The sequence below is a fragment of the Sinomicrobium soli genome (genome assembly GCF_003285545.1).
Lineage (GTDB): Bacteria > Bacteroidota > Bacteroidia > Flavobacteriales > Flavobacteriaceae > Sinomicrobium.
This window is the reverse complement of the sequence record NZ_QLNV01000006.1, coordinates 218,984-234,502: the sequence shown is the minus strand read 5'-3', so window position 1 is coordinate 234,502 and position 15,519 is coordinate 218,984. Positions and strand designations below refer to the sequence as shown.

The 15,519-nt window shown below is 43.9% G+C and carries 12 protein-coding genes; 7 read left to right on the top strand and 5 right to left on the bottom strand.

Annotated features, from left to right (window positions below; translation table 11 throughout):
• Positions 1-4 precede the first annotated feature (4 nt).
• Together DN748_RS09885 and DN748_RS09880 are read right to left on the bottom strand one after the other, a co-directional pair.
• Positions 5-280: a helix-turn-helix domain-containing protein gene (locus tag DN748_RS09885; protein ID WP_112371626.1), complete on the bottom strand. Its 276-nt coding sequence runs from the start codon at positions 278-280 to the stop codon at positions 5-7.
• Between the two features lie 281 nt (positions 281-561).
• Entirely contained in the window at positions 562-1,392 is an 831-nt protein-coding gene (locus tag DN748_RS09880; RefSeq protein WP_112371625.1) for an RteC domain-containing protein, read from the bottom strand.
• Between the two features lie 288 nt (positions 1,393-1,680).
• Here DN748_RS09880 and DN748_RS19085 point away from each other — a divergent pair, with 288 nt between their 5' ends.
• The 7 genes from DN748_RS19085 (at position 1,681) to DN748_RS18975 (ending at position 7,799) form a co-directional block, all read left to right on the top strand.
• Positions 1,681-1,836 carry a hypothetical protein gene (locus tag DN748_RS19085; protein WP_161554533.1) on the top strand — a complete coding sequence of 52 codons (156 nt, stop codon included), beginning with the start codon at positions 1,681-1,683 and terminating at the stop codon, positions 1,834-1,836.
• Positions 1,837-1,939: 103 nt separating this feature from the next.
• A complete protein-coding gene (locus DN748_RS09875; protein WP_146746592.1) occupies positions 1,940-3,952 on the top strand; it encodes a tetratricopeptide repeat-containing sensor histidine kinase in 2,013 nt (670 codons plus the stop codon).
• Positions 3,953-3,972: 20 nt separating this feature from the next.
• Entirely contained in the window at positions 3,973-4,653 is a 681-nt protein-coding gene (locus DN748_RS09870; protein ID WP_112371623.1) for a response regulator transcription factor, read from the top strand.
• A 270-nt stretch (positions 4,654-4,923) separates the two neighbouring features.
• The gene (locus DN748_RS09865; protein ID WP_112371622.1) at positions 4,924-5,634 is read left to right on the top strand and encodes a response regulator; all 711 of its coding nucleotides are present in this window, start codon (positions 4,924-4,926) and stop codon (positions 5,632-5,634) included.
• 249 nt (positions 5,635-5,883) lie between these two features.
• Positions 5,884-6,360 (top strand): MauE/DoxX family redox-associated membrane protein, encoded by a 477-nt coding sequence (locus DN748_RS09860; protein WP_112371621.1) that lies wholly within the window; start codon positions 5,884-5,886, stop codon positions 6,358-6,360.
• Between the two features lie 7 nt (positions 6,361-6,367).
• Positions 6,368-7,420 carry a hypothetical protein gene (locus DN748_RS09855; protein ID WP_112371620.1) on the top strand — a complete coding sequence of 351 codons (1,053 nt, stop codon included), beginning with the start codon at positions 6,368-6,370 and terminating at the stop codon, positions 7,418-7,420.
• A gap of 100 nt (positions 7,421-7,520) precedes the next feature.
• Positions 7,521-7,799, top strand: a complete 279-nt coding sequence (locus DN748_RS18975) for a DUF6520 family protein (RefSeq protein ID WP_146746591.1) — start codon at positions 7,521-7,523, stop codon at positions 7,797-7,799.
• A 93-nt stretch (positions 7,800-7,892) separates the two neighbouring features.
• Here the strand turns inward: DN748_RS18975 and DN748_RS09850 are convergent, their stop codons facing one another.
• From DN748_RS09850 to DN748_RS09840, 3 genes are read right to left on the bottom strand one after another with little or no spacing between them, the layout of a single operon-like run.
• Positions 7,893-10,754, bottom strand: a complete 2,862-nt coding sequence (locus DN748_RS09850; RefSeq protein WP_112371619.1) for a M16 family metallopeptidase — start codon at positions 10,752-10,754, stop codon at positions 7,893-7,895.
• The gene (locus DN748_RS09845; protein WP_112371618.1) at positions 10,744-12,132 is read right to left on the bottom strand and encodes a RagB/SusD family nutrient uptake outer membrane protein; all 1,389 of its coding nucleotides are present in this window, start codon (positions 12,130-12,132) and stop codon (positions 10,744-10,746) included. The genes DN748_RS09850 and DN748_RS09845 overlap by 11 nt, the downstream gene beginning before the upstream one ends.
• Positions 12,133-12,138: 6 nt before the next feature.
• On the bottom strand, positions 12,139-15,420 hold the full coding sequence (locus DN748_RS09840) for a SusC/RagA family TonB-linked outer membrane protein (RefSeq protein WP_236636832.1): 3,282 nt from the start codon (positions 15,418-15,420) through the stop codon (positions 12,139-12,141).
• Positions 15,421-15,519 lie beyond the last annotated feature (99 nt).

Here is a 15,519-nt window from a genome sequence, read left to right as displayed (position 1 = left end):
AGGCCTACTGATTATCGATCCTGGAGTCTTCCATAAGTCTTTCGATATCCTCCGCATCATAATAGATGATCCCACCGATCTTACTGTAGGGCAAGGTGCCGGTAACACGTAGATTCTGAAGGGTACCGGGGCTCAGGTGTAGTAGTTCCATGACTTCCGAAGAACGAAGCCATTTTTTGCTCCTTCCGGAACTATGGGATTGTAAAAGCTGGCGGAGATCTTCCAGGAGTTCTTCCTTAAACACCCGGAGATCGTCTGTAGTAATAATGTTTGCTGGCATAACTGAAGTTTTAAAAATCCCGCTACCAGGAAGGTTATGCTTTTTTTATCCCGGCAGCGGGAGGTTGCGATTTGACTTTCGTTATGCAAAACTCCCTTCCAAATGTTAAGGGTTTTATACAGCAGGTATGTAATTACATCAAACTTTAACACTCCTGAAATTTGATGTGTTTTGACTGTTTGCCCCGGGGTTTCAGGCTTCGAAAACATCAAAAGCCTTCATTTTTCACGACGGTACCATCAGGCCAATCCCCCAGGGGCCTATATGTAATTACATACGCCTTACATACTGTCGTCCTGGTCCATTTTCTGGGAAAACCGGAAGATGAGCTCTTCCAGGAACCGCGCCCGCTGCCCTTTGCGCGACTTGATGGCGGCATACGCCCGGTATACATGGGGAAGCCGAATGTCAAAGAACTTTTCAAAAATGGAGGTGATCTCCCGGATATCCGCCTGCCCATGGTTAAAGACTTCCCCGCTGTGCAAGGCGTAGATTAACTCCGTCAGGGAGGCTTTGGATGCCGTCCATGACAATTTCGATTTTAACTGGCGTACCCCCGCACCCGGAGATAGCCGGTCCAGTTCATGCACCAGGTAGACGATCAATTTTTCATAGGCCAGTATGGTGGCGGCCATGTGGTCGTGGCTGGTGGAAAACTGGCTGTCTTCCAGGGCGTAGATCGCCTCGGTACTCAAAAAAACATCGGCCCTGTCCCTTAAAAAATATACATGGTCCAGGGCCGTACTCCCTTGACGGTAGTACCGGTAGAAATCGCTGTGGGCATTCAGGTAACGTTGTAACACCTCAATATGCCCGGCAAGGTACTTCCGTTGGGCCTTGTCGTGGCTCACAGGACGACGGTTTTCCAGGTCCATAAGCCTTACGTAGTAGATCAGCCGGCTGGTCACCTGCGGTTTGATATGTTTAAAAAACTGCTTCTCGCTGTCCTCGCTGGTAAAACCTTCATGACATACCCGCTCGCGCATCTTATGGAGTACCTCCCGTACAAGTCGTATACCTTGGGGGGCCACCAGGGCGATCTCTGTTTTTGGGGTTTCTATGTCTTTAAGTTGTTCTTCCAGTGCCCGGAGCATCCTCTTATATGTATTCATGGACTGGTATTTTGTGGGTTAAAAAACTCATGATCCGGCAGGACCATGTTAGAGAGCCTTCTAAATTAACACGCCTTCCGGGATAAAAAGGGTACTAAAAGTGTACTTCTTGTATACTTTTAGTACCCTGCCCCTTCCGTTACCCTTACTACATTTACCCCTGTTAAGCTGCTTATTACATGAGCATAACAACGACGCTCATGTCCCTTAGTGCACTACTGGTATTAGCATGGAGGCCACACCGCTGGCCCTGTTCGGTACATTTTATCATTACCTAAAACCGTTATTATGAAAATTATAATGCTGGTATGGCTCTGCGCATGTTGCCTGGGGCTCCACTCATGCACCCTGGAGGAAGAACTCGCCGACAATCCGGAAATCCATAAGCCCAAAACGGCTACCCGGGACAACGTGAGCACCCCACCCGACAATGAAAGGGATTAATTTTAAATCCATTTTTTAACACTAAAACCGAATAAAAAAATCCTTTAACCTAAAATGTTAAGGGATTTTTTAAATTTGTGTAACATCAACACCATCTGGTGGCGTGGTTTTAGGGTTTAAATATGATAGCATTGTTCTTATCGCTCTTGTCTGTTTCTGTACGTCCTGTCAACATTACAGCCCTGGGCAGTTACCGCATGTCCCTACACCACCCCGATGGCTCATAGACACGCAAAACCATGATGTCCCCGAACAAGGATATTTCAGGCCCGACAGCCTGTTCCATTCCCTGCCACTATGCAAGCAGGATACCGCCATAACCAAACGTCTCTTAAAAATTGCCCAACTTGCATATGACAAGAACGATACGGTATTGTTTCGCAGAAGTAACCGTGTGGCCCTCCATTATGCAGCGTTCTTTAGTGATTCTGTAGCCCTGGCAGATGTGCATTGGAATTACGGGGGCTTCTACCTGCAAAAGGAAACTTATGATAGTGCCTATTACCATTACAATAAAGCCCATCTGCTATTTACAAAAATCCCCAATCGTTATTACGCCGGGAAAATGCTCTACAATATGGCCATTATACAGGGCCGGTTAAAAGACTATACCCGCTGTGAAGTTTTGCTGTATGATGCCATCACGCTTATGGAGCGTTTTAAAAAGCACAAACAACTCTACTATTGCTTTAACCTGTTGGGAGTTATCAACGAGGAAATGGGAGAAACCGACCGGGCCGTATCCCATTATCAAACGGCTCTGCAACACCTGGACAAGATTGAGGACGGCAACAGTTTAAAAGCCCATGTCTACAACAATCTCGGGGTGCTGTACCAGAAACAGGGCATCCAGGACAAAGCCCTGCGGTATTTCGGTAAAGCCGCCCCTGAAACCGTAAAAGCCCATAATCCCACCCTGTATGCCCGGCTTATCGATAATATCGCCTACAGCCGTTTGTTGCACTCCGATACCCTCGGGCTGTACCGCCAGTTCCTCGAAGGGCTGGCCATCAGGGAAAGCCTGCACAACCAATCCGGGGTCATCGTCAGTAAACTCCACCTGGCCGAATATCGGGCCGTAAGCCGGGACACCACCGAAGCCCTGCGACTGGCCCGGGGCGCCCTGAACATGGCCAGGGAAATTAGAAATAACGAAGACATCCTGGTGGCCCTGCTCCTGCTCTCCCAACTCGACATTCCTGCGAAAAGTGCCTATCTGCAGGAATATATCCGCATACAGAAATATATTGCCGAACAGGAACGTACTGCCCGAAACAAATTTGCAAGGATACAATATGAGACCGACCAGTTCATAAAAAGAACCCGCCAACTCACTTCTCAGAAAATATGGATTCTTTCTATTGGTGTCGCCCTGTTCCTGCTACTGATCTCCTTATATATGTATTTCAGGCAACAGGCCAAAAACAGGATTCTCCGACTGGAAAATAGACGCCAAAAGGCCGATGAGCAGCTCTACATCCTCTCGATAAACCAGCAGGAACGTATCCAAAAAGCAAGAAACCAGGAACGATGGCGCATCTCGGAAAACCTGCATGGTGGCATCCTGGGCGAGGTGTATGCCCTGCGCCTGCAATGGAAGCTCCTCGAACTACAGGGAAAACCCCGGGATATACGGCAACATCACGAATTTCTCCGGGAATTAAGACAGATCGAAAGTAATATCCGGGATGCCTCCCATGCCTTGATCCGGAGCCTTAAAGATCATCCCCTCGACTTTATCCATATCCTGGAAAAGATGATAATATCCCGGTGCCGGGCCGGTGATCTTGACTATCAGTTTGCAGACACCTCGGGTATACATTGGGGTATGATAACTCCAACAATAAAAGCCAACCTGTACTACATTCTTGAGGAAGCCCTGAGGAATACGGTAAAACATGCCAGGGCCAGGCATATAGTCATTGGGTTTACCCGCGAAGACAACACCCTGGTCATCACCTATAAGGATGACGGCAAGGGCATGCGGAAACATCAAAAAGGCATCGGGTTACAGCAGCTCAAAAACAGGGTCCGGCGATTGAACGGTTCCCTGAAAATCCATTCTTCCCCCGGAAACGGAACTACGATCACCGTCATCACCGAATTAAACAGCTAACCATAATACATGAATATTCTATGAAAGATCTAAAAACACATTTAAGTATTCTGCTGATCGACGACCACCCCATTGTACTTAAAGCTTACCGCGATGCGCTGGACTATACCACCAGGCAAAAGGGATGGACTTTTGATATTACCGAAGCCCGTAACAGCAATGAAGCCCTGCGGCACCTGGAAAGGATCTCGCCCGTGTATCAAATAGACCTCGTGTTCCTCGACATTCAGTTACCACCTTCGGATAATGGCACCGTTATTTCAGGCGATGATCTCGGCCTTAAGATCCGGCAGCGATCACCGCAAACCAGGATTGCCGTGCTTACCACTTATAACGATCCGTATCGCATACATTGTATCCTGCAAAACCTCCAACCCGAAGGGTTTATCGTGAAAAACGATCTCGAAGGGGACGAAATGTTCTTTATTATCCGCAATATCATGTGCAACCCTCCTTACCACAGTGCTACGGTAAGCCAGGCGTTGCGCTCCGTGATCTCGGGGCCCGTACTGGACAAGGTAGATCGCCGGCTGCTTTATGAGCTTTCCCAGGGCGCTACCCTGGAACAAGTGGAAAAGGTGGTCCCCCTGGGACGTTCGGGCATCATTAAGCGTAAAAACAAACTGAAATTTAAATTCGGTATCCCGGACGGTGACGATAAAGCGCTGCTGAAAGTGGCCAGGGAGAAAGGGTTTATCTGATACCCATACGAAAAAAAATTGAAATAACTGTACTATAAAAGTACCCTATGTGGGTACTTTTAGTACCCTCTTTTTTATAGTAATGTAGTTAACTTTACCGCGTGAAAACGGATAACGGGATCATCCTCCCGGCATTTAACCGTATAGCATAAGATTAGAGGTGTGGGTAACCCATTATCCCCGACACGCTGACCCCCGTAACGCCGGTAGAAACACCGGAGTTAAAAAAGAAACGATCGCTGACCAATCCAATAACCTGCTTACCCCGCAATGAAACCATTTACTGTTAAATCTCATGATACCAATCGCAACAATTATGCTGTGATTCTCATTGACGATAATCGATTGGCTACCTGGATGCTTCGCAAGATACTACATCGCATCGGAAAAAGGGAAAATATTTCCTTTCAAATCCGGGAAGCCACAAGCATAGCAATGGCTTTGCTGCTCATTGAGCAGATTTCCTGTTCCCATAATGTCAGCTATATATTTTTAAACCTGCAAATGCCTTCCATTTCAGATGGTACTATAATCTCTGGGGAAAGACTCGCCCGCACCATCCAACAGAAATACCCGGACAGCAAGCTGGTCCTGTCTACCTCATACCATAGTCCCTATCATATCTATGCCCTGCTGGATGAGGTTTCGCCCGAAGGTCTGCTTATTAAAAAGGATATGGACTATTACAGGTCCATATTGATACTGAGAGCTATTCTTCTATGCCCTCCGTACCTAAGCCCTACGGCGGCCAGGATCATAGAAGAAGGTGGAAGAGACCGCTATACCTTGCAAAAATGGGATCGTAACATCCTGTATGAACTCTCGCAAGGGGCTACCTTATCTGACCTGGAGGCCGAAATTCCTATGGGAAGATCTACCATTGTACGGCACAGAAATAATTTGAAACTGCATTTGGGCCTTACCGTTGAAGCCACTGATCGCACCCTGGTCATTGCTGCCCGGAAGAAAGGAATTATTTGAGCGCGACATACACCGTTCTTTACTGCAAAAACTATTTCACAGTATGTTGTGAATACATTGATTACTCCTTAGTCATAACAAAAAAAATTCCAGTTCCGCTTAGCCTGTTACAGATTAGTCATGTTGTGACAAAATGAGCTGAAAATGAACCGATTGTTCCGCAAGATGAACCGATCGTGTTCACTATTTAACATTTGGAACTCCTAATTTTAATTCATCAAAAAAAGTAAAACCAAAAAGCTGCCTGTTATGAAAACATATACAATCCGTTATAAGAAACTTTTGGTAGAGATCATCTGCTTGTTGTTTATTCTGTTGTTTGTGTATGCCGCCTGTACTAAACTCATGGAATACGACAAGTTCCAGGTACAGTTGGGGCAGTCCCCTATACTAACGTCCATCGGTTCATGGTTGGTTTGGACAGTGCCTGCCGCAGAGCTGGTCATTGCCGGGATGCTGGTGGTGTCCCGCCTGCGGCTTATGGCATTGTACGCTGCCTTTAGCCTGATGACCATGTTTACCGCCTATATTTTTATCATCCTTACCTATAGCCCGTTTGTGCCCTGCTCCTGTGGGGGCATCCTGGAAAAAATGGGTTGGGAAGAACACCTGGTGTTTAACAGTGTATTTGTCCTGCTGGCCCTTACCGGTATATTGCTTCTTTCCCGCAAGCAACACGATGATGTTACCAGGCATTCCCAACAATTCATCCCTCACCATAACTAACTTTACCATGAAAACAACCGTCCTGAAAATAAGTAGCTGTTTTATCCTGAGTATACTGGTGGTAGCCGGACTATTTGCTTGGTCGCGGCAAAAAACCCGGAAGGACAATGGCTTTTACCGGCTACTGCCACCTCACCCGGCTATTAAGCTAAAGGCTATGGATTTGGAGTATAATTCCTATTATGTAACCGGAACGGACAAAGAAGTGGTGTACCTGAGTAATTATACCGCTCCGTTACACCTTGTGAAGGTAAGTTTACCTGACCTGGACACCACCCAAATTCAACTTCGGGTGGATACCCCGGACATGAGATTCCGGAAAAATACCGAGGTGGCTGTACGCCCTCCTTATTTTTATCTGATGGACGGGGTAACACCCATGCTTAAAAGAGGAAAACTGGGGGAATGGACGGCCCGTGACTTTATGTATAACGAAGCCTATTTCTCTACAGCCGTACCTTTTGGCAGTGCTTCCCTATTTATTGATGCCCTGAGCAATAAGACCAAAGAGCGCAGCCTGGGCATAGAGACCGATACCGAATCCCATGTACGACTGGTGCCCGAAGTGTTGGAAAAGCAGTTGGATGGGATTTTCTGTACCAACGGAAAAATGCTGTATAACCGGGAGCTGCACCAAATGGTATATGTGTATTATTACCGCAACCAGTATATCGTTACTGACACCACTTTAGCGGTACAGTACCGTGCCCATACCATAGACACCATATCCCGGGTACGGATAAAGACCGGGACTATCAATGACGGCAAGACCAAAAAACTGGCCTCCCCACCGTATGTAGTAAACAACAACGGAGCTACCTCCGGGAACTTTTTATATGTGCAGTCTAACCTGATGGCCAAAAACGAAAAGCCGGAAGACTTTGAACATAAAACGGTTATCGATGTCTATGACCTGGTACGGCAGAGCTATGCCTTTAGCTTTTACCTGCCGCCCTACCGGGAGCAACGGGTCTCCCGCTTTTATGTGACCGGGGAGTACCTGCTGGCAATACATGGACAACACCTGGTGCTTTATAGGCTATACAACGAATTTACATAACAGAACCAACAATATTTGCGCGCGTGAAGACAGGGTTACAGGCCTCTGTATAAATAACTGCCTGTACTCACTGATTTTATTAATTTTAATCTTAATTATTATGAAACATGTTAAGTTTATTTTACCAGTAATGGTATTTGTAATGGCTATTGGAATCTCGTTTGCTTCCATTGGCCTGGAAAAAGAAGTGCAATCCGGTCAATTTGTTGGCTCACCATCATGTCCGGAACTTGCTGAACCGGAATGTAGTGAAACAGGCGAGTTTGATTGTCAAGTTGAATCTCTCTCATTAGAAATGACTTTTGATGTCTACGAAAATGCTACCTGTTCTGGAAATATTCACAAAAACGTTACTCCTGAGCCGATAGAGATTCCTTAAAATTTTTCTTTAAGGGATAGTAAATTAAGGGATTGATTCATAAAGATTCAATCCCTTTCAATATCGAGTAAAACAATGAATTTAAAATAATATTTATTTGATTTTCATAATCTCAGAAACCTGTCTTAGTACGAAAGGAAAGTAATTTTTCTTTTGAAGTGTTCTTTTAGCCAGCTGATCTATCTCATAAGGCTTTATTTCTTTTATGTATTGATTTTGCAGAGCAAAGGTATTTACCACAGCTTCCTTATTTTTATACTGCTGCACCAATTCATCTAAAACACGCTGGTTACTCGTTTCTGTACCCATATAGAAATAACTTTGAGTTAAGTCTACGGCTTGTTCAAATTCAATCTCGGAAATACCCTTATCTCTAAAATGAACCAGTTCTTCCCAAACCATTGCAATTAATCTGTCAATGTTTTCTGCAGCACATTCAAATTTAATATCCAGACGATGCCAATTTGGACCTTTATCTATTGGAGTAACAGTAGTAATGAAAGTATTCGCTTCATCCTGATACCGCAATCTTCTTTGTAAAATATTTTTCAAAGCTCGAGCCATTACAAATTGGATAACCTTGCCACGTGTAGATAAGGGGTAATTATCTACAAAACATAATTTTACGATGGCTCCAGTATAATCCTTTCTTTGAACTATTACTTTTTCATGGGGACCTTTAGACATTTCGTATTCTTTCATTTTAAACTTATCACGCCTTTCGGTATCCGGAAGTGAACCTAAATATTTACTGATTTGTGGCAGTATTTCCTCCAACTTAAAATCACCGGTAAACACAAAAGTAAAATCTCCAGCATTGGCAAAACGCTCTTTATAGATTTGATAAGCCCTTTCAAAATTAGTTTTATCCAGGTATTTTAATCGTTTTAGAAAACTTATATGGTTGCTGTTGCCGAATGTGCTTGCTATAGTATCTGAAAGCCTTTGATAATTATTCAGAAACCTGGAATAATACGCAGGATACCTCAATTTCCAGTCCTCGAAGGCTCTTTTATCTTTGTTGGGTGTAGTAAAATAGAGATGAATTAGTTGTAACACATCCTCTAAACGTTCTTTGTCACACCGCCCTTTTATCCCTTCTTCATGATTGTTAATATAAGGTTGTACTCGGTTTTCCTCCCAAGGGAGAAAACCTTCTATATTAAACTTATTCATCCCGTTTACCCCACTGTGGCTAATAATTTCGCCTGCATTAATGGCGGAATAGTAATCTCCTTTAGCATAAATGGTTGCTCCTCCAGGACTAAAACCGTGAAACATGATCTTGTCCGCATATAATCCTTTAGGCTGAAATTTTTTGAGTACAACTTTTACACCATTATCAAAGGTGACTTCCGTAATTCCTGCCTGTTTTACTTCTTTAAGTTGGTATGGTTGTTCCTTCAAACTATTTTTTTTAACCTCTCCCATCAAGCTGCTAATTTTCTCAGTATGTTTCTTGAAAGGATGTACTTTGGACTGCCAGGCCTCGGCTATCCACTCGTCTACCATGTCCCCGTTATATTGATCCACTTGGCCCGGGCTTAGAAATACAAAATCCAGAGCCTCAGCGGGTGTAAATAACTGGGCAAACTTCTTACGTATAAAGCTCATATCCATTGTGTCTATAATACCTAAAAGCATGCTTGTTTTGTCTTCCGGAAAAGCAGCCCCCGTTAAAAAGTGATTTTTACATTCTTCTATTAGGGTAGCTTGGTGAACCTTCTTCTTCGCTAAGATCTCCTGCTTTAGTTGCTTCTTTACCTGTTCAAATTCTTTTGGTGAAAATCCGTATTGCTGTGCTATTTTTATCTCTTTTATCACCTCCTTTACAGCCACATTCAGCATATTCTGAGTATCAATTTGCATCCCTATTGCAAATACGGGATAATCTTCATGTAATTTGGTGTGAATGCCCCTTGCGATAGGCATATAGCCATCTCCCAATTGCATGATGCGATTATGCAATAATTCTATAATGACACGTTTGTACATGTCTTCCTGAAAATCTGCTTTACTTACGAGTCTATTAGATCGGGGCAGACGAAAATAAAGCCGTACTTCTGGTGTGCTTATGTTGCTACTCCTTATAAAGATTCGCTTTTCTTCCTGGTTCAAATATTCACTGGCAAAATCCCTTTTTTGCCGTAGTGAAAAAACCTTTTCTAAATCAGAAAAATGTGACTTAACTTGCTTTATGATCTCATCTTTGTCCATGAATATGTTTCCAACAATAAAAACAGCCATATTCTCCGGACGGTACCAATCGTTATAAAAACGCTGGAATACCTCCGGGGTATGTTCTTTTAAAGATTTATCTAAATCGGATAATTTCTTTACTCCAGGGAAAATTCTTGACCTATAACTATTCCCACTGGGGGCCATTTTACCTTTGGTACGGTATCGAACTTCTTCAAAGACTTCATCCGTCACATGATTAATAATTTCCAGATCGAACCTTAGGTTAGCGGCAATTTCCCTAAACCATAACAGAGCTTCCTTAAAAGAATCTGTGTTCTCCTTTTGGAAATTAAAATAGTACCGAGTATAATCATATGGAGTATTTGCACTTACATTAGCCTTATTAATTCCCAATTTGCTTTTGTTCTCTGCCTCCCAGATTCCCTTAGGATATTGCTTTGTTTTATAAAATGGAACATGCTCAATGGCATGTGCCACTTGTTTTTGATCTATATCCTCATCACGAGTTCCTCCCTTTACAAGGAACTCCATAAGCACCTCGTCACCATCCGTATCTCTTTTACAGATATAATAGGTAAAGCCATTATCCAGCTTTCCATAGGTGATCTCCGGGTTTAAGGGTAAAGAGTCTAACATGGGAAAGTCTTCTGGACCCTGGGGTACTACTTCCACCCGGAAAAACAGCCCGACCACCAGGGCCAGGATAAGCGATCTTGCATTTTTTTTGATATGTATGCTGAGTTTAATAACCATCGTTATTGGGTTTTAGGTTCGGGTTTCTGATCATTTCGTTTTCCGGGATGGGGAATAAAACATCCGTAGCTTGCCAGGTGGGTTTTAATGTCCCTAAAATGGCATCTGCGGTGTGGGTTCGTTTCAGGTCCAGCCAACGGTGCCCCCATTCGGTAAATAATTCTCTTCGGCGCTCCTGAAGAATGGTGTCGAGTAATGCCGTTTTTCCAATTCCTGGTTGCACATCGGCAATAAGCGGTATTGCTGCCCGTCCCCGTATTTTATCCAAGTCGGCAATGGCCTCTCCCAGCTTATCCTGTTGCGCCCGGGCTTCTGCCTGGATCAGAAATTGTTCGGCATAACGCAACACCATAGAATACTCAGTTGGGGGATCTGTTGAAGTCTTTATTTTATATTTATACGGATAATAGTATCGACGGCCATTTTCATCCTCAAAAAAACTTATCCAATGCTGCGTCCTTTCATCTTCCGGGGAAAAGTCACTTAACAATTGTTCTGTCAGGGCTACCCGGGGTGGAGTCGCTTGTATGATAAAAAGATTTCCTTCATTGGTATTCCCTCCCACATCCGGCATAATTTGCCATAAGGCTTCACGGCTATTGGCCAGAAACACATGATCCAAATCCTGTAATAACTCATATGTCTGTGTTGCTTCAATCACTTCACTGGCCATAGTTTCCGCCTTTTGCCACTCTTCCTGGTATAGGTAAACGCGGGCCAGTAAAGCCGTAGCCGTATAATGATTGGGACGGGTTCTGTCGGAATCGACATATTCTATGGAAAGTAATTCCCTGGCTTCTTCCAAGTCGATTATAATTTGGGTGTATACTTCTGTTTTTGCCTCTCTCGGCAATAGGGCATTTTTTCGGTAATCCGTAGTCAACACCAAGGGCACATCACCATAGAGATTGACCAGGTAGAAGAGCGAAAAAGCCCGGACAAACAGTGCTTCTCCCCGTAATTGTTTTTTAAGTTCCCTGGTGACCCCATCGGAGGTTTCCAAGCCTTCCAGGATAGCATTCGCCATATAGATGGTATTGTAGGCTGAAGACCAGATACTGGCATTCCCGGAGTTGTTTAAGGTGATCTCGTTTTCGTAAAATTCGAAATCCGCCGTTGCAGCAATATTATGAGAAACTAATTCATCAGCCACCAACCCCCCAATAGCCGTTACAGAATATATATGCCCACTGGCAAAATTGTTATTGTCCATACTGTAATACATTCCTTTTAGAGCGGAAATTGCGGTCTGGTCGTCTCCAAAAACAGCTTTATCTACAATCATGGAACTGGGCAGATCGATATCTACAAATTCCCGGCACCCTGCCAAACAAAAACAAAGGGTCAGGACTCCTATTAGTCTATAATGTACTTTCATAATAGCTCAAAATTTAAGTTGAATTCCACCAGTAAACATCCGTAAGGAAGGCAATGCAGTGATACCACTACCTGGATATTGTGGATCTAAACCAAGGTAGTGGGTTAACGTAAAAAGATTTTGGGCATGCAGGTATACTTTACAAGCCTTCATCCCTATTTTCGATATCCATCCCCCAGGAAAGGTATAGGATAATGAAAGTGTTTTTAAACGCATAAATGAAGCATCACTATTATACGCTATGTCACTATTTTTGGCATACGTATATTGTCGGTTGCTGGCGGTTGTTGTTGTATATTTTTGAATTTTGGTGCCATCTCCGGGTGCCTGCCAGCGATTTAATGCCAAGGTAGAGACATTAGCATAGGAAGCCATTGATGCTCTTCCGGGAGTATGGTTAAAGATAAATTGATTGCTTACTCCTGTTTGTCTGACAAATTCCAGTAAAACATCCAACTGGAAATTTTTATAGCGAATACTGTTATTTATGCCCCCGTAGTATTTTCGCCCTAAAGTTTTGGTCAAAATACGATCGTCATAATCATATCGGCCGTCTTCATTCACATCACGAACCTGATATAAGCCGGTTTCCGGGTCTATCCCTGTATATTCATACACTAAGGCAATATTAAGCGGCTTACCCACCCTATATTGATTAGCATAGGAGGATTGTTCTATACCATCATACTTTACGAGAGTATTCTGGGGCCAGGTAATATTAAAGGAAGTATCCCAGCTAAAATTAGCTGTCTTGATGTTTTGGGTATATACTTCCAGTTCCCAGCCTGTATTGCGTACGGTAGCGGGCATATTGGCCTGTACCGAACTAAAGCCCGTAATACCCGGTAAAGCATAGCCGATAAGCTGGTTGGAAGAGCGGTTGTAATACCAGCCCACCCCGGTACGGATACGGTCGTTAAGAAGCCCGATATCCAGGGCCATTTCCAGTTTTTTATTCACCTCCCAGCCATAATCCGGGTTAGCCAATTGAGAGGGATACAATTCCCCTGTCCCTCGATAAGGCTGATAAATCGCATAATAGCCATAATCAGGAATCTGGTCATTACCTGTTGTTCCATAACTTCCCCGCAATTTCCCAAAGTTGATAAAGGGAAGAGATTTTTTAAAGAAATCTTCTTCAGAAAAAATCCATGCCGCACCAACAGCCCCAAAATTCCCGAAACGGTTTTCCGGGCCAAAACGGGACGATCCGTCCCGCCGCCCGGTAAGGTTTATAAAATACTTCTGTTTCCAGTTATAGCCTATTCGTCCAAAAATGGCAGTATAGGCATAATCTGTGTTATCCTGTTGTGAAACATTAACCAAATCCGCCGCTGTTAAATTTCCTATTAAATCCTTGTTTACATATCCAGTTCCTACAAGTAATAAAGTTTCCGAAGTATTTTTTTGGAATGTGGTTCCCAATAAAGCATCCAGTTTTCCTTTTCCTAAGTTTTTAGAATACAGGATTTGTGGCTCTACAATCCAAGAATTTCTTTTAGTTGTACGGTATTGGGATCTATGTTGAAGAGAAGGTCTATAAATAGGGGCATATGAATCTATAGGTTCTTTGATAAAATCCTCTGTATTCATATCGGTATAGCCAGCACTTACCTTTAGATCTAAATCTTTCAACAGATTATAATTTAAAACAGTGTTTACCACCATATTTTTTGAAGAAAGGTCTTGAGGCATTAACTGTCCTGCAAGGGGATTAGCCCAGGCAGAGTTTTCCCACCAACGTAGATCCCCATGTTCGTCATAAAGTGAAGGAGCATTAGGAGGTAACCAAATAGCTTCACTTATAATTTTCGAATTATTAAACAGCTTATGTTTATCGACACCATAATTAATAGAAAGCGTAGCCCGAAAACGATTATCCTTAGACCTATGGTTTAAGTTTAAATTCCCGGTAAGTTTATGATAGCCAAAATCTCCGGGAAATACGGTGGTTTCTTTATGGTACGAACCTCCTAAAAGGAAGGACGTACGGGCACTTCCCCCGGACACACTCCCATCCAGATGAGTAATATTAGCCGTGCCGCCTATAAGTTCCTTTTGCCAATCGGTATACCGGTTTTGATCCCAGGTACCATTGACATCATAAGCGGTTGCCGGGTAATTTTCGATCCCATCATTAGCAAAGGCTTCCCTGCGCATTTCCAGGTACTGCTCCGTATTGAGCATATCCATAGTATTGGATACCTTACCAACTCCCGTATAGAGGTTAAAGTCATACATTGTTTCGTCCGCACCTTTTCCCTTTTTAGTGGTAATAAGTACCACCCCGTTGGCCCCACGAGAACCGTAAATAGCCGTGGCATCGGCATCCTTTAGCACTTCTATACTTTCAATATTGTTAAGGTTTAGCGTGTTTAACGGGTCTAACCCAAGAGGAGTTGGTAAGCTGGAAAGGGTTCCTAATTCTGTAGAAGCCACTGGAACACCATCTATAATATACAATGGGTAGTTACCATCCCCTCTCATACTATTTTGTCCACGTATCCGTATCCGTGTCCATGCTCCCGGAACACCGCTTAATTGGGTAACTTCAACCCCGGCCATACGGCCTTGTAAAGACTGTAATGGTGTAGAAACCGGTTGCATCTCAATGTCTTTGGCGGTAACGCGCACTATACTCCCCGTCCGTTCCCGTTCCTTTACGGAGTAGTACCCTGCGTTTACCACCACTTCCCCGAGGGAGGTAACGTCTTCTTCGAGGGTAACGTTAATCACAGGCGTATTGCCTACGGCACGCTCCAACCGTTTAAAGCCCACATAAGTAAACATCAGCGTATCTACGGCCGTGGCGCGGATGCTGTAGTGGCCCTCTTCGTTGCTAAAGGTGCCTTGTCGTTTGCCTTTGAGCAGGACATTTACCCCCGGCAACGGGAAGCCGTTGCTGTCGCTTACGGTGCCGTTGATGTGTTGCTGGGGTTCAGGGGGCGATGTGGTGGTATCTGGTGGTGATGTTTTCTGTGTAGCCTGGGGTTTGGGTTTTAGCACAATATGGTTACCCGTAATTTCATAGGTCACTGTATCGTCTCCAAACAAAGATTGCATGACTTCACGGATGTCTTTTTTCCGTGCCTTTATGCTTACTTTCCGGCTCAGGTCTATTTCGCGTTTTTGATAATGAAACCTGAAATCGGTAGTGCGTTCTATGGTTTCCAGGACTTCCAATATGGTAGCCCCGTGCATGTCCAGGGTTATTTTGGCTTGTGCGTAGCCGTCATTGGCATGCAGGGTAGAAAGGGCGACCAGGAAAAACAGGATAAAGAGTTTCATCTTCAGGTCAAATTTCAGGGAAAGGGGTATCCTTTCGCCCGGGTTCGTGGTGAATTTCATAACTTTGTCATGATTTAGTTAGTTTGTAATTAAATCGAT